This window comes from Novosphingobium sp. 17-62-19, assembly GCF_002256775.1.
In the GTDB taxonomy this organism is placed as follows: domain Bacteria; phylum Pseudomonadota; class Alphaproteobacteria; order Sphingomonadales; family Sphingomonadaceae; genus Novosphingobium.
On the sequence record NZ_NCII01000103.1, the window covers coordinates 1 to 19,508 of the forward strand.

Sequence of the window (19,508 nt, forward strand, 5' to 3'; positions counted from 1 at the left end):
ACAAAGGGTACATAAGCCTTGTTGACGGTTCATGTGAGCCAACTCTAGCAAGGGAAACGAAGCCATGGCGGCTCAGCTCAAGCTCATCGAGGAAGGTAAGACCAAGGACATGGATCGTCAGAAGGCGCTTGATGCGGCCCTTGCACAGATTGACCGTGCATTCGGAAAGGGTTCGGCCATGAAGCTGGGCTCGAAGGAAACGATGCAGGTGGAGTCGATCTCCACAGGCTCGCTCGGCTTGGACATTGCGCTGGGCGTCGGCGGTTTGCCACGCGGCCGCGTGATCGAGATTTACGGGCCGGAAAGCTCAGGCAAGACCACGCTCGCGCTGCATGTCATTGCAGAGGCGCAAAAAGGTGGCGGCACGGCGGCGTTCATCGATGCCGAACACGCGCTCGATCCGGTTTATGCCCGCAAGCTGGGCGTGAACATCGATGAACTGATCGTTTCGCAGCCCGACACGGGTGAGCAGGCGCTCGAAATCGTCGATACGCTGGTCCGGTCGAACGCGATTGACGTGCTGGTGGTGGACTCGGTTGCCGCACTGGTGCCCCGCGCCGAAATCGAAGGCGAAATGGGCGACAGCCATGTTGGCCTTCAGGCCCGCTTGATGAGCCAGTCGCTGCGCAAGCTGACCGGTTCGATCAGCCGTTCGCGCTGCATGGTGATCTTCATTAACCAGCTGCGCATGAAGATCGGCGTGATGTACGGTAATCCCGAAACGACGACAGGCGGCAATGCGCTCAAGTTCTACGCCTCGGTCCGTCTCGATATCCGCCGCACCGGTCAGATCAAGGACCGTGACGAAATCGTCGGCAATGCCACGCGCGTGAAGGTGGTCAAGAACAAGGTCGCTCCGCCGTTCAAGCAGGTCGAATTCGACATCATGTATGGCGAGGGCATTTCCAAGATCGGCGAAATCCTTGATCTTGGCGTGAAGGCCGGCGTCGTCGAAAAGTCGGGCGCCTGGTTCAGCTACGACTCCATTCGCATCGGGCAGGGGCGTGAAAACTCCAAGAATTTCCTGCGCGAGAACCCCGAAATCTGCAGCCGCATCGAAGCCGCAATTCGCGGCCGCACCGATCAGGTTGCTGAAGGACTGATGGCTGGCCCGGACGCGGACGACGACATCTGATCCTTCAAGGCGGCGGGCCGGGCAAGCGAGACCGGCAACCCTTCGCCACACCAAAGGGCCCGCGCGTTCCCCGGCAGGATCGCGCGGGCTTTTTGTTTGCGTTGCAGGAGGTTATGTTTAACCTTGCGGTTAAATTTTCAGGAGAATCGCCGTGGGAATCATTGTCCATCATCTCAACAACAGCCGTTCGCAACGTGTGCTTTGGCTGCTTGAAGAACTTGGTGTCGACTACGAGATCCGGCATTATCAGCGCGATGCGGTAACCAACCTGGCTCCGCCGGAGCTTAAGGCCGTGCATCCGCTGGGCAAGTCGCCGCTGCTGGAGATTGATGGGCGCGTGATCGAGGAATCGGGTGCGATCGTTCAAGTGCTGTGCGAACGCTTTGGCAATGGTGCGTGGCTCCCGGTTGCAGGCTCGGACGATGCGTTGCGTCATCTGGAACTGATGCATTTTGCGGAAGGGTCGGCGATGACGCCCATCCTGATGCAGCTTTACACATCGCGGCTTGGCGATGCGGCCGCGCCGCTCAAGCCGCGCATCGATGAGCAACTGGCCGCGCATTTCGGTTACATGGAACAGATACTGCGTCCATCGGGTCATTTCATCGGCGACGATTGGACCGGGGTGGACGTGATGATGAGCTTCCCGGCAGAGATTGCGGTGATGCAAGGTGCAGGCGTACATTTTCCCAAGCTTGCTGCGTTCGTAGCTGCTGCACATGCCCGTCCGGCATGGCAGCGCGCGCGCGAAAAGGGCGGTGACTATTTCGGCATGTGAAAGGCTGCGGCGATGACCAATGCAAGGGATTGGCAGGGGACGGTCGGAAAAAGCTGGGCGCAGGAATGGCAGCGCACAGACACCAGTTTTGGCGAATTGACGCCGCACCTTCTCGCCACAATTGCGGCCGAGCCCGGTGATGTGATCGTCGACATCGGGTGCGGGGCAGGGGAACTGTCGATCGCCGTTGCGCAAACACGATTGCAGGCCTCGGTTACCGGTGTCGATATTTCAGACGACCTTGTGGCTACTGCCCGCACCCGGTCGGCCCTGCCGAATGTTTGCTTCTTGCAGGCGGACGCTTCACAATGGGGGCCACAGAGCGAACGTCCCGATCTCTATATCTCACGCCATGGGGTGATGTTCTTTCCCGATCCACCGGCTGCTTTCGCGAATCTCGCGAAAGTGGCGGCACCGGACGCGCGCGTGGTGTTCTCCTGTTTTCGCAAGCCTTCGGAAAACGTCTGGGCGACAAGCCTTGCCGCCCTTCTACCGCCAACTGCGCCAGCAGCCACGGAGCGGTTTGCGCCCGGTCCGTTTGCTTTTGCCGATCCCGATCATATCCGGCTGTGCATGGCAGGCTGGCGCGATCTTGCCTTTACGCCGGTGGATTTCGCTTATGTCGCCGGGGCAGGGGAAGATCCGGTCGGAGAGGCCATGGCGCTGTTCCGGCGAATCGGTCCTGCCGCATCGGCATTGCGGAACCTGGGGGATGCGGAGCGGCAAGATGTCGAACAGCGGTTGCTGGAACTCGTCAAGGCGCATCTGGTGGATGGACGCGTCTCGTTTCCGGCAGCGGCGTGGCTGGTAAGTGCAACTTCCGATTACCGTAATGGATGAAACGTGCTTGTAGCGCGCCGAGTGCTCGCCTAATCGGCAAGTCATGACTTCCACGAACGAAATCCGCCGGTCCTTTCTCGACTACTTTGGCTCGAACGGCCATGATGTGGTGCAGTCCGCGCCGCTGGTGCCCTACAACGACCCCACGTTGATGTTCGTCAACGCGGGCATGGTGCCGTTCAAGAACGTGTTCACCGGGTTCGAGACGCGGGCCACCCCGCGCGCGACGTCGTCGCAGAAGTGCGTGCGCGCAGGCGGCAAGCACAATGATCTGGACAACGTGGGGTACACCGCGCGGCATCATACGTTCTTCGAGATGCTCGGCAATTTCTCGTTCGGCGACTACTTCAAGGAGCAGGCGATCACGCACGCGTGGACTCTGCTGACGAAGGAATGGGGGCTGCCCAAGGATAAGCTGCTCGCCACCGTCTATCACACCGATGACGAGGCTTTCGAGCTGTGGAAGAAGATCGCAGGTCTGCCTGAAGATCGCATCATCCGCATCGCCACCAAGGACAATTTCTGGGCGATGGGTGATGATGGCCCGTGCGGTCCGTGCTCGGAAATCTTCTTCGATCATGGCGACCACATCTGGGGTGGCCCTCCGGGATCGCCGGACGAGGACGGGGACCGGTTCATCGAGATCTGGAACCTCGTGTTCATGCAGTTCGAGCAGACCGCGGGTGAGATCACCGACAATCTGCCCAAGCCCAGCATCGACACTGGCATGGGGCTGGAGCGTATTGCGGCGGTGCTGCAGGGCGAGCACGACAACTATGATACCGACACGTTCAAAGCGCTGATCGCTGCGTCGGAAAGCCTGACTTCGATCAAGGCCGAGGGTGAACAGCGTGCGAGCCATCGCGTTATCGCCGATCACTTGCGGTCGACCAGCTTTCTGCTGGCCGATGGCGTGCTGCCTTCGAACGAGGGACGTGGCTACGTGCTGCGCCGGATCATGCGCCGCGCGATGCGCCATGCGCATCTGTTGGGTGCGCGCGATCCGCTGTTGCATCGCTTGGTGCCTGCGCTGGTGGCGGAAATGGGCGCGGCCTATCCTGAACTGGGCCGCGCGCAGCCTTTGATCGAGGAAACGCTGCTGCGCGAGGAAGTGCAGTTCCGGCGTACGCTTTCGAACGGTCTGAGGCTGCTCGATGAAACGACCGGCGCGTTGGGCGAAGGCGACAAGCTGCCGGGCGAGACCGCGTTCAAGCTCTATGACACGTTCGGCTTCCCTTATGATCTGACCGAAGACGCGTTGCGCGCTCGCGGGATCAGTGTGGACCGCGAGGGCTTTGATGCGGCGATGGCGCAGCAGAAGGCGGCAGCGCGCGCGGCGTGGAAGGGCAGCGGGCAGGCGGCGGACGGTGAAGTTTGGTTCGACATCGCCGAGCGCGTGGGTTCGACCGAGTTTACCGGATACACCGCCACGACCGGCGAGGCGCAGGTTGTAGCGCTGGTGCGGGACGGCAAGGAAGTCGAAAGCGCGAAGGCGGGCGACGATGTTACGGTTATCGTCAACCAGACGCCGTTCTATGGTGAAAGCGGGGGGCAGACCGGTGATGCTGGCACGATCACTGGAGCCGATGGCCTGACGCTGGTAGTTGGTGATACGGCCAAACCGCTTGGCCGCCTGCACGCGCACAATGCCACGGTTCAGACCGGGACGGTGAAGATCGGCGACGTTGTGAAGCTCGACATCGACGTAGAGCGCCGCGATGCGATCCGGGCGAACCATTCGGCCACGCACCTCTTGCACGCGGCTTTGCGCAACCGGTTGGGTGGGCATGTGACGCAGAAGGGTTCGCTGGTGGCGGCTGATCGTCTGCGCTTCGACTTTTCGCAGCCGACCGCGCTGACGGCAGATGATATTGCGGCAATCGAGGCGGAAGTGAATGCCGAAATCCGCGCGAATGAACCGGTGACGACGCGATTGATGAGCCCGGATGAGGCGATCGAGGCTGGCGCGATGGCGCTGTTTGGCGAGAAGTATGGCGACGAAGTACGCGTACTTTCGATGGGTCGTGCTGTGGACAAGCACTTCTCGGTCGAACTGTGCGGCGGCACGCATGTGCGTGCGCTGGGTGACATCGGCGTGTTCCGCATTGTTAGCGAGAGCGCGGTGTCATCGGGCGTGCGGCGGATCGAGGCGCTGACCGGCGAAGGCGCGCGGCAGTGGTTCGTGGCGCGTGAAGATGCGCTGAAGAACACGGCTGCGATCCTGCGCACTACTCCTGAAGACGTGGAAGCGCGCGTTTCGGCGCTGATGGATGAACGCAAGAAGCTGGAGCGCGAGTTGGCCGAGGCCAAGAAGGCGCTGGCGCTCGGCGGCGGCGGAGCGAAAGCGGAAAGCGCTGACGAGGACGTGGGCGGGGTGAAGTTCTCCGGCCAAGTGCTCGAAGGGCTGGACCCCAAAGACCTGCGCGGGCTGCTGGATCAGGCCAAGCAGCGCATGGGATCAGGCGTGGCGGTGATCGTGGCGGTGAACGAGGGCAAGGCCTCGATCGCGGCGGCGGTGACTGAGGATCTGATTGGCAGGGTCAGCGCAGTAGATCTGGTGCGCGCGGGCGTGGAAGCGCTGGGCGGCAAGGGCGGCGGTGGCCGCCCGGACATGGCACAGGGCGGCGGGCCGGATGGTTCGAAGGCGGCTGATGCCGTGGCTGCGGCAAAGGGCGTAGTGGCAGGGTAACCGGCTTCGTGCGATGGTGCGCTATATGGACACCATCGCAGCACCCGATATTGCCCGAATAGTATCCGACATTGCAGACGAGATGCGCGGCATTTCTGAGCGTGGGGCGGTGGCAAGCTATATCCCGCCGTTGGCGCAAGTCTCGCCCGACAAGTTCGGCATGGCGGTGGTCATGGCCGATGGCGCGGTGCATGTGGCGGGCGATGCGGATGAGGCGTTTTCGATCCAGTCGATTTCCAAGGTCTTTGCGCTGACGCAGGCGCTGGGCGCGGTGGGGGACCAGTTGTGGCAGCGCGTCGGGCGTGAGCCTTCGGGCAGTGCATTCAACTCCATCGTCCAGTTGGAGAGCGAACACGGCATTCCACGCAATCCCTTCATCAATGCAGGCGCGATCGTGCTGTGCGACGTGCTGTTGGGGCGTTGCGAACCGCGTGAGGCGATCGGGCAGATGCTGCATTTTGTGCGCACCCTTGCAGGTGACGACGAAGGGGCGATCAGGATCGACGAGGCGGTGGCTCTGGCCGAGCAGGACACCGGCTTTCGCAATATGGCGCTGGCCAATTACATGCGCGCCTTCGGCAATATCCGTGCGCCGGTGGACAGGGTGCTGGGCGTTTACTTCCACTTCTGCGCGCTGGCGATGAGTTGCCGGGAACTTGCCATGGCGGGGCGTTATCTAATGGACGGGGGCCGTGTGGAGGGCCATTCCATTGTCACCGCCAATCGCGCGCGGCGCATCAATGCGCTGATGATGTCATGCGGGCATTACGACAATTCCGGCGACTTCGCATTCCGTGTGGGCCTGCCCGGCAAGTCGGGTGTGGGCGGGGGTATTCTTTCGGTAGTTCCCGGAGTTGCCAGCATTGCAGTATGGTCGCCCGGACTCAACGCCAGCGGCAATTCACACCTTGGAACGCTGGCACTGGAGCGGCTCGTGCAGCGCACCGGATGGAGCGTGTTCGAGCCGCGTTTGCGCTAGGAGCGTTCTCTCAGCGAGGCCGATTTCAACCGCGGCAGCGAGTTCAACTCGCCTTCTTCCTTGATTTTCTGGCGGAATTCGTCGCGCTTCTCGTGGATAGAGGCGATGACTGGCCCCATCGGGAAACCGAGATCCACCAGCACGGCTTCGGACAGTTGCAGTGAGCTTTCGAGTGTTTCCGGCACGGCGTGGCTGGCACCAGCTTTGTAGAGTGCGGCTGCATGGGCGGCATCGCGGGCGCGCACGATGATCGGCAAATCAGGATAGGCGCTGTGCAGGCGTTTGACCATGCGCAGGATCAGCACGGGTTCGTCCATCGTTAGGATCATGGCTCGGGCCTTGTCGAGGCCCAGGCGCTGGACTGCATTTTCGCTGTCAACGTTGCCGAATACGACTGGAAGGCCCTGCTTGCGGGCTGCCTTGACGATTTCGGGGTTGGTGTCGATGCCAAGCCACTTTGCGCCATGAACTGTCAGCATATCGGCAATCAGGTTTCCAACGCGGCCAAAACCCATGACGACGACGCGTTCGCCCTCCGGTTCTGCAACGGGTGTGGCCTGTTCGGTGTCTGAGGTGTCCTTGTCGAGCCGACTGGCCCAGTATTCGCCGAGCTTTGCGAGCATGGGTGTGATCGTGAGGCCGATGGCTGTTACGATCTGCCAGAACTGAGCAGTTTCGCGGTCGATCAGCGTGGCTTCGGCAGCAGCGGTCAGCACGATCAGCGTCGTTTCGGATGGGCTGGCCATCAGGATGCCGGTTTGCAACGCGGTGGCGCGGTTCTTGCCCATGGCACGCAGGGCAAAGCCGGTGACAAACGACTTGAGAATGACCACGCCCAGCACAGCAACGGTCAGCGGCACGATTTCGGCCCAGACAGCGCGCAGGTCTATCCCCATGCCGATGGTGATGAGGAACACGCCGAGCGCGAGGCCCTTGAACGGCTTTGTGATCGATTCGACTTCGGAGTGGTATTCCGTTTCGGCGATCAGCAGCCCGGCCAGCAGTGCGCCCATGATGGGCGAAAGGCCGACCATTGACGTGGCGAGCGCCGAGGCAATGACCACGAGCATCGTGGCGGCAAGGAATAGTTCCGGGCTCTTCGTCTGGGCGGCCTGCGCGAAAAGGCGAGGCAGCAGCAAGCGCCCACCGACAAGCAGGACGGCAACGACGATGCCTCCGTAGAGCAAGGTTTCGCCAATGCTTGGTCCCGAATCATAGGCGGTGAAGGGGGCGAAAGCGCCAAGCAGGAAGATGATCGGGACAAGCGCGATATCTTCAAACAGCAGCATGGCGAGTGCCGCGCGGCCAACGGGGCCTTGTGTGCCGGAAATCGGCAGGACCAATGCTGTGGAGGACAAGGCGAGCGCCAGCCCAAGGCCGAACGCGCCGCTGATCGGCAGACCTGTCGCCATGAGGACGCCCGAAAGCAGGAACGCCGACACACCCAGTTCCATCGCGCCAAGCCCGAAAACGAGGCGGCGCATGTCCCACAAACGATTGAACGAGAGTTCGAGGCCGATTTCGAACAGCAGCAGGATGATCCCGAATTCCGCAAAAGGTGCGATCGCCGCCGGATCGGTTATCGTGATGTGATAAAGCCAGGGGTATTGGCCGACGAGAGAGCCAAGCCCGAACGGGCCGACTGCAAGGCCGACGAAAATGAAGCCGATGATCGGGGTGATACGCAGGCGCGCGAATGCTGGAATAACAATCCCGGCAGCGCCAAGGACCACAAGAACGTCGGAAAGTGCGGTAGTCGGTTCGAGATTGCCTGCCATGGTGTGAGGTTAGGCGAGGGGGCAGATTCTGTCACCCGGTAACGTCTACCGATGGGGTAGAATTCAGCACGCCAGCAAAAAAGGCCCCGGCGTGAACCGGGGCCTTTCTATGTTGTGGCGGCGATACCGGGCGATCAGGCCCAGTTCTTCATTTCCGCTTCGAGATTTTCGACGATGGCTTCGAAGAACTTTTCGGTGGTCATCCACGCCTGATCGGGGCCGATCAGCAGCGCCAGATCCTTGGTCATCTTGCCGCTTTCGACGGTTTCGATGCAGATGCGCTCGATGGTTTCGGCAAAGCGCACTACGTCGGGCGTTTCGTCGAATTTGCCGCGATACATCAACCCGCGCGTCCATGCGAAGATCGAGGCGATCGGGTTGGTCGAGGTCTGCTTGCCCTGCTGGTGCTGGCGATAGTGGCGGGTCACCGTGCCGTGGGCAGCTTCGGCTTCCACCGTCTTGCCGTCTGGCGTCATCAGCACCGAGGTCATCAGGCCGAGCGAGCCGAAGCCTTGCGCGACGGTATCGGACTGCACGTCACCATCGTAGTTCTTGCAGGCCCAGACGAACTTGCCCGACCACTTGAGCGCCGAGGCAACCATGTCATCGATCAGGCGGTGTTCGTAGACGATGCCGGCGGCGGCGAACTTTTCCTTGAAGCCTTCGGCGTCGAACACTTCCTGGAACAGATCCTTGAAGCGGCCGTCATAGGCCTTGAGGATGGTGTTCTTGGTGGACAGGTAGACCGGCCAACCGAGGTTCAGACCATAGTTGAACGAGGCGCGTGCGAAATCGCGGATCGAATCATCGAGGTTGTACATCGCCATAGCGACACCGGCGGATGGGTACTTGAAGACTTCGCGATCGATCGTTTCGCCATTGTCGCCTTCCCAGACAAGGCGCAGCTTGCCGGGGCCAGGGACGAGGAAATCGGTGGCGCGATACTGGTCACCAAAGGCGTGGCGGCCAACCACGATGGGATCGGTCCAGCCCGGAACGAGGCGGGGCACGTTCTGTATCACGATGGGTTCGCGGAACACGACGCCACCAAGGATGTTGCGGATGGTGCCGTTGGGCGACTTCCACATCGACTTGAGGTTGAATTCCTCGACGCGCTGTTCGTCAGGCGTGATCGTGGCGCACTTAACGCCGACGCCGTACTGCTTGATCGCGTTGGCGGAATCGATGGTGATCTGGTCGTCAGTCTCGTCACGCTTTTGCACCGAGAGATCGTAATACTTGAGATCGATATCGAGGTAGGGAAGGATCAGGCGTTCGCGGATCCATTCCCAGATGATCCGGGTCATTTCGTCGCCGTCGAGTTCAACGACCGGGTTCTTCACCTTGATCTTCGCCATAACCATCCTGTCTTTCAAGCTGGGGAGATAATTTGCGTTTTCCCTTAGCAGAGGCTTTGCCCGGCGCAAGGCAGGTGGGCAATTCGCGCAACAATTAGGGTGGTTGGCACTGGACATGGCGAGCATCGCGGGGCAGTGTTTTAAGTGACCGGTTAAAGCCGGGCGAGATTTTATGCGGAGAGATGCAATGAGCGAGGCCGAAGTCCTTACCGAAGTCGATGGCAACGTGCTGATCGTCACGATCAACCGGCCCGATGCGAAAAATGCAATGAACAAGGCGGCAGCCGAGGGGATCTCGGCCGCCATGGACCGGTTGGATGCGGAGAGCGATTTGCGCTGTGCGATTCTGACCGGAGCGGGTGGCACGTTCTGTTCGGGCATGGACCTCAAGGGATTCCTGCGCGGCGAATCGCCTTCGGTTCCGGGGCGCGGTTTTGGCGGGCTGTCCGAATGGACGCCGAAGAAGCCGATCATCGCCGCCGTCGATGGCTACGCGCTGGCCGGTGGCATGGAATTGGCGCTTTCGTGCGATCTGATCGTGGCCAGCGCTTCGTCGAAGTTCGGCATTCCCGAAGCCAAACGGGGGCTGGCTGCCGCCGCGGGTGGCCTGATCAAGCTGCCGCGTCAGATTCCGCCGCGCATCGCAATGGAACTGGCGCTGACGGGCGATTTCATCACGGCGCAGCGGGCTTATGAGCTGGGCTTCGTCAACCAGATCATCGAAGGGCCGTCGATCGATGCGGCCAAAGCATTGGCGGCGCGGATTGCCGAGAATGGACCGCTGGCGCTGATCGCATCGAAGGGCATCATCCGCGATTCGCACGAATGGACCGATGCGGAGATGTGGACGAAGCAGCAGGCCTATATCGCGCCAGTGTTCTCATCGAGTGATGCGCGCGAGGGTGCGGCAGCTTTTGCCGAGAAGCGCAAGCCGAACTGGCAAGGCAAGTAAACCGATGGGGTGCGGGGCGGTTCTGCCGTTCCGCCTCCCGTGCTCTGGACAAGAAAAAACCCCGCCGGTGGCGGGGTTTTTCATGCGATGGTGGGCGTAGCAAGGATTGAACTTGCGACCCCTACGATGTCAACATAGTGCTCTACCACTGAGCTATACGCCCGCACCATCGTGCAACCTTCTTCAGGGCTGGCGCGTTCCGGCAAAGGGTGCATCTTCGAAAACGCGCTCCACTTCAAGCACCAGATCCTTGAGGTGGAAGGGCTTTGACAGCACGCGGGCTTGTGGCGCTTCGCGATTCGCCTTCAGTGTGACGGCGGCGAATCCGGTGATGAACATCACCTTCGTGGCGGGGCTGATTTCGGCGCAACGCTGCGCGAGTTCGATCCCGTCCATTTCCGGCATGACAATGTCGGAGAGCAGCAGGTCAAAGTGTTCTCGCTCAAGCAGCGGGATTGCCTCGGTTCCGCGATCAACGGCGGCCACGGAAAAACCCGCGTTTTCAAGTGCGCGCGTGAGGTAAGTGCGCATCGCCTCTTCGTCTTCGGCGAGCAATATGCGGATCATGGCCTACCTGTATCTGTTATGGGCTTCGGTACGGGCGGAGACGCCACACTGTGCGTCGGAACAGCACATATAGGCGTGCGAGGTTAACATTCTTGCGCTGCTTACCCTGTCAATTGCGCCAAAAGGTGTAAAAACTTTCCGACCAAGCGCGTTGATGAGCCAGGCAGGATTTTGACTTCACCACGAATCAGTTGCACGGTTGTGTCATGCGGCATCCCGGCGAGCAAATGGCTGATTCGGCGCTGATCCATGGCGGATCGGTGCCCGGCAATCCCGGTGTCCCGGCTTTCACGCTCAAACTGCCGAACCCTTCGCCGATCCCGGTGATAATCGCGGTGCCCCACGCTGGGCGGGCCTATGCCAAATCGCTGCTGGACCGGATGCGCCACCCGGCCTTTTCCACCCCGCGCCTTGAAGACCGCTACGCCGATTTGCTCGGTGAGGCGGTTTCGCAGGAGGTAGGCGCTGCGCTGCTGATCGCGCGTGCGCCGCGTGCGATGCTCGACCTTAACCGGGCGAGCGATGATGTTGATTGGGAAATGCTCGGAGGCAGGCCACCCGACGCATCGGCTGCGCCCAGCGGTTTCGGACGGCGGGCACGCAGCGGTCTTGGCCTTGTGCCGCGTCGGCTGCCGGGGCTGGGTGAACTGTGGAAGCGGCGACTGGATCATGCCGAATTGACCGAGCGGATTTCCGCCATTCATGAGCCATATCATCGTGCGCTGGCTGATGCTTTGGAGACGATTCGCGATCGCTGGGGCGCTGCACTGTTGATCGATCTCCATTCCATGCCGCCGTTGGCCGCGCGATCACCGGGGGAAGCTGCGCCGGAATTTGTGATCGGTGACCGGTTCGGCGCTTCGTGCGACGGTGGCATAGTCGCGTCGGCTTTCAGCGTGTTTGCCGAATCTGCACGGCGGGTTTCGCACAATCGGCCGTATGCAGGGGGCTATGTGCTTGAGCGGCACGCTCGCAGGCACGAGGGACTGCATTGCCTGCAATTGGAAATAGACCGTACCTGCTATCTTGATTCGCGCATGGCTGAGCCTGGGCCGGGCTTTAGCGCCACCGTGGAATTGGTCATCGGGTTGGTGCGGAGGCTGGCGGTGGATGTGGCGGACCTTGGCCGTACGTCTGACCGTCGCCGCTGGCGCGCAGCGGCGGAATAGCACCCAACAATCCCGTTCTAGCCCAAGAAAAAACCACCTGGAGCAAGCTCCAGGTGGCCAAGGTTCAGGGAGGAGGTACACCGAAGTGTACCAATTACGCTGGGCCATGAGGGGAGCCGCAGCGCAACATCTTCAAGATAGGTGAGGTACAGGGGGGCTGCAAGGGTTTTCGAGTGATTTTTGCAACACTCCAAGAAAAAACGCGACGAACCGTGAGGTCGCCGCGTTTTTCTTTCGGACTGTTGCCTGATTGCGCTTTGGCGCGAATTAGACCGCCGGAACAGGCACCACCGGAACCGGACCCTTGCCCAATTGAACCTGCGCACCGAAGATCTGGCTGATCAGTTCAAGCGAGAACAGGTGTGCATAGAGCAGCGGCAGAAGCCCGCTCTGCGCCCAGCCACGCAGCACATCGCCACGGATTTCGCGCAGCTTTTCCTGATTGATCATCTGGAAACCGCGATAAATGAAGGGCTGATCGTTTCCGTCCTGCTGAATGGCAACTTCGCCTTCCATCAGCAGGTCATGCTTCTTCAGCTCGTCGATGAAAGCCTGCGTACGCTGACCGGCTTGTTCAAACTGTTCGCAGAAGCCGAGAGCAGCCTTGGTTGCTTCCGAAGGCTGACCATCGGTGAACAGGTCCTGCCCTTCGTGCGAATCGCCGAGCAGGCCTGACGAGGGATCAAAGCACAAGGAAAGCTCTTCGCTGCTAGGGTTCAGCTTGGCGAGAAGGAAAGGATAGCGGCGCACATAGGCCGGAATGTAGATCGGTTGAGTTACCTTGCCGGTCTCGTCAACAAAGACGTTCACGCCTTCGTTGAGGCCCATCAGCGCGAGCGGAACCGGATTGTCGCCCGACGCGAAGATGATCGGATAGTGGCGAGCGGCCTGCGGAAATTCTTCTGCCGTCAATGGGATAGCGTGCTGACCGACGAGCCAGGGCGCGGCATCCGCATTCTTTGCCTTCCACGTTGCGTGGTCGCGGCTGTTGAGTGGCATCAGATCCTTGTAGAACATCGGCAGGTTCGCTTGCGGCGCGCTGGCCATTTTGCATCTCTCCAATAAGCAACAAACAACGCACGGCAAAATAACGGCGCTGGCCGCATCACGCGGGAACCGCGTTATTAGGGACTGACACAGGAGCGTGCAAGCAACGTTACACAAGCTTGCCAGGGTTCAGCAGCCCTTGCGGGTCGAGCGCTTGCTTGATCGCGCGCATCACTGCCAGCGTAGCCGGATCGGACAGACGTGTCAGTTCGTCGCGTTTGAGCCGTCCGATGCCGTGTTCGGCTGAAATGGAGCCGCCCCATGCGGCCACCATATCATGCACTTGGGCGCTGATTGTTTTGCCATCCGAAGCTTCCCATTCCGTCCGCTGACGTCCTGGGGGGACGATGACGTGGAAGTGGACATTGCCATCGCCAAGGTGTCCGAAGCAAACCGCGCGTGTTCCGGGCCAGTCTGCTTCCAGACGCGGCACGGCCGCTTCGACAAAGGCTGGCATCTTTTCGACCGGAACTGAGATGTCGTGCTGCATTGCCGGACCAATTGCGCGCTCAGCCGGAGAGATCGTCTCACGGATCAGCCACAGCCGCTCGGCCTGATCCTCGCTGGCGGCGATCGTGGCATCGGCGATGAGACCGCGCTCAAAAGCGGTGGAGAGCAGGTTTTCGGCGATTTCGGGAAGGCGCGCGGCGGTGTCGGCGTCACCGGCAACGAGTTCGATCAGCGCGTGCCATGCGTGTGGTTCGACGAGTGGCGCACGGGCATCGGGGAGGTAGTCCAGCACTGCTTCAAGGCTGTGTTGCGGAAGAACTTCAAAGCCTTCCAGTTGATCCTCGGCCATGTCCTGTGCCAGCAGAAGCAGGCTGCGCGCATCGTGCAACGACGCGGTGCCTGCCCACATCACGGTGCGTCCGGCGATAGCAGGCGCGAGTTTGAGCGTCGCGGCAGTGACGATTCCCAGCGTGCCCTCAGACCCGATCAGCACCTGTTTCAGATCGAACCCGCGATTGTCCTTCTTCAACGGGGCGAGCAGATCAAGCACGGAACCATCGGCCATCACGGCTTCGATGCCAAGCACCAGCGCGCGCATCGAGCCATGGCGCAGCACTTGCGTGCCGCCCGCGTTGGTGGAAATCAGCCCACCAATTGTGGCCGACCCCTTGCCACCCAAAGTCAGCGGGAAGCGCAGGTCTTTCGCCTCGGCTGCTTCATGCAGCACTTGCAAGATTACGCCTGCTTCGCACGTTGCGGTGCGCGAGGCGCTGTCCACGGCAAGGATGCGGTTCATCCGGCGCAGAGAGATGATCAGTTCGTGCCCGCTGTCGAAAGGGGTTGCGCCGCCTGACATGCCGCTGTTGCCGCCTTGTGGGACGATGGGGACGCCGTATTTGGCGCAGAGCTTGACCAGCGCGGACAGCTCGCCGGTATCGGCAGGAGATGCCAGAGCGAGAGCCTTGCCGGTATATCGCCCACGCCAGTCTGTCAGCCACGGCTCCAGATCGGTCGCCTCCGTGGTCAACCCCTTTGGCCCGAGCAGGCGGGCCGCTTCTTTCAGAAACGTGTCGCTCATGTGCATCCGGCTATTGCGCGGTGCGCGTGAGGGCAATTCATTTTTGATTGCGTGCAGGTTAAGCAAAGGTTCAAGCGTTCGGGCTACGGGTGCGGACAGGACGGTAGCGGTACAGGGTGGTAGCGGTACAGGGCCTCACCGCCCAAGAGGGGTCAACGAGAGTTCTCGCTTCACAGATGTTGAGTCTTGCTAATCTTCTGGCCCCGTGGGGAATGCTGCTTTCGCTTGGCGCGAGCGGACCTGTAGTGCCGTTGGATTTGGACAGCGAGTGGGCAGCGGCAAGCATGCCCTCCGGGCTTCCACTTTTTGAAGAATCGCCAACATCCGGGGCGTTTGATGCATTCATCGCTGACCGGCTGGGTGACCAGACTTGGGATCAGGTGCGCGTCGAGCAGCGTATGATCGTGCGCATTGCCCCGCGTATGCCAGGATCAATGCTGGCACCACCGCCCGATCCCCGCTTTTCCGGGCCACCGCAGCCCCCGCGCTTTTTTGAACGCAAGGCTGACAAGTGCCTGCCAATTGCCAGCATTGCGGGGGTCCAGATCGAATCGCAGGACCGTTTGCTGCTGATTACCCGCAACCGAAAAATGATCGGGGCGAGCCTTGATAAATCGTGCCGGGCGCGGGATTTCTATTCAGGCTTTTACGTTGATCGTAGTGAAGACGGGCGGCTTTGTGCGGGCCGAGATACGATCCATTCGCGCGCCGGGGCCAATTGCGCGATCACCAAGATGCGCGAACTCGTACCCGATGATGACTGAAACTGCCACACCGGTGCGGATTTCTTGACTTTTTGGCGCATGGCGTCATAGCGCCCCATAGTGCTGGCAGCTTAGCCAAGAGCTTGCCGTCCAGCTGGTGCAGATGATGCACCGTCTCTTGTTTTCGGAAAATTGCCTGCATGAAGTTTGCCGACCTCGGCCTCTCGGATGAATTGCTCAAATCGGTGCTTGATGCCGGCTATGATGAGCCGACCCCGATTCAGGCGCAGGCTATCCCCGCCGTCCTCATGATGAAGGACATCATTGGTATTGCGCAGACCGGTACCGGGAAGACCGCCGGTTTTGTGCTGCCGATGATCGATATTCTGGCTCATGGCCGCCGTCGTGCGCTTATGCCACGCTCGCTGATTCTTGAGCCGACGCGTGAATTGGCCGCACAGGTTGCCGAAAACTTTGAAAAGTACGGCAAGAACCACGACCTCAAGATGGCGCTGCTGATCGGTGGCGTGCAGATGGGCGATCAGGTGAAGGCGTTGCAGGACGGCGTTGACGTGCTGATCGCCACACCGGGTCGGCTGATGGACCTGTTCGAACGCGGCAAGATACTGCTTACGGGCTGTGACCTGCTGGTGATCGACGAGGCTGACCGGATGCTCGATATGGGGTTCATCCCCGATATCGAGAATATCTGCACCAAGCTTCCGGCTCAGCGCCAGACTCTGCTGTTCTCGGCTACGATGCCACCCCCGATCAAGAAGCTGGCCGACAAGTTCCTGTCGAACCCGAAGATGATCGAAGTGGCGCGCCCGGCTTCGACCAACACCAGCATCGTCCAGCACAAGGTGCGCTGCACCACCCGCCAGAAGCGCGAAGTGTTGCGCCACCTGCTGAAAACCGACAACGTCACGACTGCGATTGTTTTTGCCAACCGCAAAACGACTGTGCGTGAACTTGCCAAGTCTTTGCAGAGCCATGGCTTTGCGGCGGGTGAAATCCATGGCGACATGGACCAGAACTCGCGGAACGTCGAACTTCAGAAGTTCAAGGACGGTGAAATCACCATACTGTGCGCGTCCGATGTGGCTGCACGCGGCTTGGATGTGAAGGGCGTGAGCCACGTCTTCAATTTTGATACGCCTTGGCACCCGGATGATTACGTGCACCGCATTGGCCGTACGGGGCGTGGTGGAGCAATGGGCCGGGCCTTTACGCTGGTGGCTGATGACGATCTTGAATCGATCGAGAACGTTGAGAAATTGCAGGGAACCAAGATCCCTGAATTCAAGATTGAGGCCGCCGAGAAGGCAGAGCGCAAGCCGCGCGCAGTAAAGGCCGAAGTGGAAGCTTCGGCAGAACCAAAGCGCGCGCGCCGCTCCGAGCGTCCTGCACGTGAAGAGCGCGAGGCTCAGCCAGAGCGCGAGGCGAGTCCCGAGCGTTCGGCTCCGGTGGAGCGTGAAGTAAAACCGGCACGTGAGCCACGTGCTGCCCGCCCGCCTCGTGGCGAGCGGACCTATCGCGATCAGGCTGAGCCGTTGAGCAAGCCAGGCGAATGGAATGGGCCGGTCCCAGAGTTTCTGGGCGTTTCGGCGCTTTAACGCAGCATACAAGCGTAGAAAAACAGCCCTCACAACCTCAACTGATTGAGAGGGCTGTTTTTATCCTGCCAGCTTCACAAAGCTGTCGATCACGCGCTTGCGTCCGGTCCCGTCGAAGTCGATCTCGAGCTTGTTGCCTTCCTGCTCGGCCACGGTGCCATAGCCGAATTTTTCGTGGAAGACGCGCGCACCCACCGCGATGTCGTTGCGCGGTTTGGCAGCGAAGCTCGCGGCGCTGCGGGTGCTTTCGGCAATGCGGCGGGGCTTTGGATCGAAAGGTTGGGCAGCGGCGCGCTGCCAGCCCGGTCCGCGCGATGCTCCGCGCGAAGCATTTGCCTGAGCCACGTGCGCGAAAGGATCGTCCCGCTCGCTCCAGTTGGCCCGCCACATCGATGCACCGCCTGAAAGCGTGGTTTCTTCCTCGATATGGTCGGCTGGCAGCTCGGCGATGAAGCGCGAGGGGATGGAACTGGTCCACTGGCCATAGATCTGGCGATTGGCGGCGTGGAGGATCGTGCAGCGACGCCGGGCGCGGGTGATGGCCACATAGGCGAGGCGGCGCTCTTCCTCCAGCGAGGCCAAACCGCCTTCGTCAAGGGAACGTTGCGATGGGAACACGCCTTCCTCCCATCCGGGCAGGAACAGGTTTTCGAATTCCAGACCTTTGGCGGCGTGGATCGTCATGATCGTGACCTTGTCCTCGTCGGCTACGCCCTCGTTGTCCATGACGAGGCTGACGTGTTCGAGGAAGTCTCCCAGCGTCTCGTATTCCTCCATCGCGCGGGCGAGTTCGGTGAGGTTTTCGAGGCGGCCGGCCGCTTCGGCAGTCTTTTCGGCCTGCAGCGCGGCAGTGTAGCCACTTTCGTCGAGGATCGTGCGGGCGAGTTCGGCGGGAACCAACGTTTTGACCGTTTCGCGCCAGCGGGTGAAATCGCGCATCAAGGCACCGAGCGTGTTGCGCGCGCGGGTTGGCAGTTCGTCGGTGTCGAGGACTTCAACGGCTGCCTGCGAAAGCGGAATGCCGCGCACGCGCGCATGGCGGTGCAGCTTCTCCAATGTCTTGTCGCCCAGGCCACGCTTGGGGGTGTTGTAGATGCGCTCGAACGCCAGATCATCCTGCGGGCTGGCGATCTGGCGCAGATAGGCCAGCGCGTCGCGGATTTCTGCGCGTTCGTAGAAACGGAAACCGCCGACGATGCGATAGCCCATGCCGATCTGGATGAAGCGGTCTTCAATGGCGCGCGTCTGGAACTGTGCACGCACAAGGATCGCCACCCGATCAAGCGCGGCACCTTCGCGTTCAAGGCGTTCGATCTCGTCACCTATGCGACGTGCTTCTTCAGGCGCGTCCCACACGCCAATGACGCGCACCTTGTCGCCGCCATCGACCTCGGTCCACAGCGTCTTGCCGAGGCGTTCGGAGTTCTCTGCGATCAGGCCGGACGCCGCGCCAAGGATGTGCGGTGTGGAGCGGTAGTTCTGCTCCAGCTTGATGACCTTAGCGCCCGGAAAATCCTTTTCAAACCGCAGGATATTGGCGACTTCTGCGCCGCGCCATGAATAGATCGACTGGTCATCGTCACCCACCACGCAGATGTTCTTGCGGCTCTGCGCGAGCAGGCGCAGCCACAGATACTGGACCGCGTTGGTGTCCTGATATTCGTCCACCATCACGTACTTGAACCGCTGCTGCCAGCTTTCGAGAATGTCTCGTTCGCGGCGAAAGATGTTGAGCATGTGCAGCGTGAGGTCGCCGAAGTCGCACGCGTTCAGGTCTTTCAGGCGATTCTGGTAGAGGGCATAGAAGCGCTGGCCCTTGCCGTTGGCATAAGCTTCGTTCTCCAGCGCATCGAGATCGGCGGGGTTCAGGCCACGGTTTTTCCAGCGGTCAATCAAGCCGGCGAGCTGCTTGGCGGGCCAACGCTTTTCGTCCACGCCTTCGGCCACGATCAGTTGCTTGAGCAGGCGCAACTGATCGTCGGTGTCGATGATGGTAAAGTTGCTTTGCAGGCCGACGAGTTCGGCATGGCGGCGCAGCATCTTGGCGGCGATCGAATGGAACGTGCCGAGCCAAGGCATTCCTTCAACTGCCGGACCAATCAGCGCACCAACCCGCTCACGCATTTCCCGCGCAGCCTTGTTGGTGAAAGTGACGCACAGAATCTCGCTTGGCCAAGCAAGGCGCTGGCGCAGCAGATTGGCGAGGCGTGCAGTGAGCGCAGCGGTCTTTCCGGTGCCCGCACCCGCCAGCATCAGCACCGGCCCTTCTGTGGTCAACACCGCCTCACGCTGGGGCGGGTTCAGGCCATCGAGCCAGCTTTGTTCTTGATTCGCAATTTGAGACACACGGGAACGGTTAGAGAACATT

General features: G+C 60.9%; 15 protein-coding genes and 1 tRNA gene. 9 read left to right on the forward strand and 7 right to left on the reverse strand.

The annotated features are described in order from the left end of the window. The first annotated feature begins 64 nt into the window (after positions 1-64). The 5 genes from recA to B7X90_RS16110 all read left to right on the forward strand — a co-directional run bounded on the left by recA (position 65) and on the right by B7X90_RS16110 (position 6,421). Complete coding sequence (gene recA, locus B7X90_RS16090; RefSeq protein ID WP_292626112.1) at positions 65-1,135, forward strand: recombinase RecA; 1,071 nt, start codon at positions 65-67, stop codon at positions 1,133-1,135. Between the two features lie 151 nt (positions 1,136-1,286). After that, entirely contained in the window at positions 1,287-1,913 is a 627-nt protein-coding gene (locus tag B7X90_RS16095; protein ID WP_292626113.1) for a glutathione S-transferase family protein, read from the forward strand. Positions 1,914-1,925: 12 nt separating this feature from the next. Beyond that, on the forward strand, positions 1,926-2,753 hold the full coding sequence (locus B7X90_RS16100) for a class I SAM-dependent methyltransferase (RefSeq protein ID WP_292626115.1): 828 nt from the start codon (positions 1,926-1,928) through the stop codon (positions 2,751-2,753). Between the two features lie 43 nt (positions 2,754-2,796). Continuing rightward, positions 2,797-5,442 (forward strand): alanine--tRNA ligase, encoded by a 2,646-nt coding sequence (gene alaS, locus B7X90_RS16105; RefSeq protein ID WP_292626117.1) that lies wholly within the window; start codon positions 2,797-2,799, stop codon positions 5,440-5,442. Between the two features lie 25 nt (positions 5,443-5,467). Beyond that, positions 5,468-6,421 (forward strand): glutaminase, encoded by a 954-nt coding sequence (locus B7X90_RS16110; RefSeq protein ID WP_292626118.1) that lies wholly within the window; start codon positions 5,468-5,470, stop codon positions 6,419-6,421. Here the strand turns inward: B7X90_RS16110 and B7X90_RS16115 are convergent. Together B7X90_RS16115 and B7X90_RS16120 are read right to left on the reverse strand one after the other, a co-directional pair. Beyond that, complete coding sequence (locus tag B7X90_RS16115; protein WP_292626119.1) at positions 6,418-8,199, reverse strand: cation:proton antiporter; 1,782 nt, start codon at positions 8,197-8,199, stop codon at positions 6,418-6,420. The two genes, B7X90_RS16110 and B7X90_RS16115, sit on opposite strands and share 4 nt — an antisense overlap. 134 nt (positions 8,200-8,333) lie before the next feature. Next, positions 8,334-9,557 (reverse strand): NADP-dependent isocitrate dehydrogenase, encoded by a 1,224-nt coding sequence (locus B7X90_RS16120; protein WP_292626121.1) that lies wholly within the window; start codon positions 9,555-9,557, stop codon positions 8,334-8,336. A gap of 187 nt (positions 9,558-9,744) precedes the next feature. Here B7X90_RS16120 and B7X90_RS16125 point away from each other — a divergent pair, with 187 nt between their 5' ends. Then, positions 9,745-10,509: a crotonase/enoyl-CoA hydratase family protein gene (locus B7X90_RS16125; protein WP_292626122.1), complete on the forward strand. Its 765-nt coding sequence runs from the start codon at positions 9,745-9,747 to the stop codon at positions 10,507-10,509. Between the two features lie 88 nt (positions 10,510-10,597). Here B7X90_RS16125 and B7X90_RS16130 read toward each other — a convergent pair. Both B7X90_RS16130 and cpdR read right to left on the reverse strand, forming a co-directional pair. Continuing rightward, positions 10,598-10,672 (reverse strand) — tRNA-Val (locus B7X90_RS16130). A 20-nt stretch (positions 10,673-10,692) separates the two neighbouring features. Beyond that, entirely contained in the window at positions 10,693-11,076 is a 384-nt protein-coding gene (gene cpdR, locus B7X90_RS16135; RefSeq protein WP_292626123.1) for a cell cycle two-component system response regulator CpdR, read from the reverse strand. Between the two features lie 227 nt (positions 11,077-11,303). Between cpdR and B7X90_RS16140 the strand changes: the two genes are divergently transcribed. After that, on the forward strand, positions 11,304-12,245 hold the full coding sequence (locus tag B7X90_RS16140; protein WP_292626126.1) for an N-formylglutamate amidohydrolase: 942 nt from the start codon (positions 11,304-11,306) through the stop codon (positions 12,243-12,245). Between the two features lie 267 nt (positions 12,246-12,512). Here B7X90_RS16140 and B7X90_RS16145 read toward each other — a convergent pair whose 3' ends face one another. Together B7X90_RS16145 and B7X90_RS16150 are read right to left on the reverse strand one after the other, a co-directional pair. Then, positions 12,513-13,292, reverse strand: a complete 780-nt coding sequence (locus B7X90_RS16145; protein WP_292626127.1) for a SapC family protein — start codon at positions 13,290-13,292, stop codon at positions 12,513-12,515. A 109-nt stretch (positions 13,293-13,401) separates the two neighbouring features. Next, positions 13,402-14,820, reverse strand: coding sequence for an FAD-binding oxidoreductase (locus B7X90_RS16150; protein ID WP_292626129.1), 1,419 nt, complete (start codon positions 14,818-14,820; stop codon positions 13,402-13,404). A 284-nt stretch (positions 14,821-15,104) separates the two neighbouring features. Between B7X90_RS16150 and B7X90_RS16155 the strand changes: the two genes are divergently transcribed. Together B7X90_RS16155 and B7X90_RS16160 are read left to right on the forward strand one after the other, a co-directional pair. Next, positions 15,105-15,584, forward strand: a complete 480-nt coding sequence (locus B7X90_RS16155) for a hypothetical protein (RefSeq protein ID WP_292626130.1) — start codon at positions 15,105-15,107, stop codon at positions 15,582-15,584. Between the two features lie 140 nt (positions 15,585-15,724). Next, positions 15,725-17,140 carry a DEAD/DEAH box helicase gene (locus tag B7X90_RS16160; protein ID WP_292626131.1) on the forward strand — a complete coding sequence of 472 codons (1,416 nt, stop codon included), beginning with the start codon at positions 15,725-15,727 and terminating at the stop codon, positions 17,138-17,140. A gap of 60 nt (positions 17,141-17,200) precedes the next feature. Here the strand turns inward: B7X90_RS16160 and B7X90_RS16165 are convergent, their stop codons facing one another. Next, positions 17,201-19,507 (reverse strand): UvrD-helicase domain-containing protein, encoded by a 2,307-nt coding sequence (locus tag B7X90_RS16165; RefSeq protein WP_292626132.1) that lies wholly within the window; start codon positions 19,505-19,507, stop codon positions 17,201-17,203. Between the last annotated feature and the right edge of the window lies 1 nt (position 19,508).

Coding starts and splice junctions, on each gene's coding strand:
- B7X90_RS16165 (WP_292626132.1), bottom strand. CDS start 19,507: ATGTTCTCTAACCGTTCCCGTGTGTCTCAAATTGCGAATCAAGAACAA.
- B7X90_RS16160 (WP_292626131.1), top strand. CDS start 15,725: ATGAAGTTTGCCGACCTCGGCCTCTCGGATGAATTGCTCAAATCGGTG.
- cpdR (WP_292626123.1), bottom strand. CDS start 11,076: ATGATCCGCATATTGCTCGCCGAAGACGAAGAGGCGATGCGCACTTAC.
- B7X90_RS16125 (WP_292626122.1), top strand. CDS start 9,745: ATGAGCGAGGCCGAAGTCCTTACCGAAGTCGATGGCAACGTGCTGATC.
- B7X90_RS16155 (WP_292626130.1), top strand. CDS start 15,105: ATGCCCTCCGGGCTTCCACTTTTTGAAGAATCGCCAACATCCGGGGCG.
- B7X90_RS16115 (WP_292626119.1), bottom strand. CDS start 8,199: ATGGCAGGCAATCTCGAACCGACTACCGCACTTTCCGACGTTCTTGTG.
- B7X90_RS16110 (WP_292626118.1), top strand. CDS start 5,468: ATGGACACCATCGCAGCACCCGATATTGCCCGAATAGTATCCGACATT.
- B7X90_RS16140 (WP_292626126.1), top strand. CDS start 11,304: ATGGCTGATTCGGCGCTGATCCATGGCGGATCGGTGCCCGGCAATCCC.
- recA (WP_292626112.1), top strand. CDS start 65: ATGGCGGCTCAGCTCAAGCTCATCGAGGAAGGTAAGACCAAGGACATG.
- B7X90_RS16145 (WP_292626127.1), bottom strand. CDS start 13,292: ATGGCCAGCGCGCCGCAAGCGAACCTGCCGATGTTCTACAAGGATCTG.
- alaS (WP_292626117.1), top strand. CDS start 2,797: ATGACTTCCACGAACGAAATCCGCCGGTCCTTTCTCGACTACTTTGGC.
- B7X90_RS16100 (WP_292626115.1), top strand. CDS start 1,926: ATGACCAATGCAAGGGATTGGCAGGGGACGGTCGGAAAAAGCTGGGCG.
- B7X90_RS16120 (WP_292626121.1), bottom strand. CDS start 9,557: ATGGCGAAGATCAAGGTGAAGAACCCGGTCGTTGAACTCGACGGCGAC.
- B7X90_RS16150 (WP_292626129.1), bottom strand. CDS start 14,820: ATGAGCGACACGTTTCTGAAAGAAGCGGCCCGCCTGCTCGGGCCAAAG.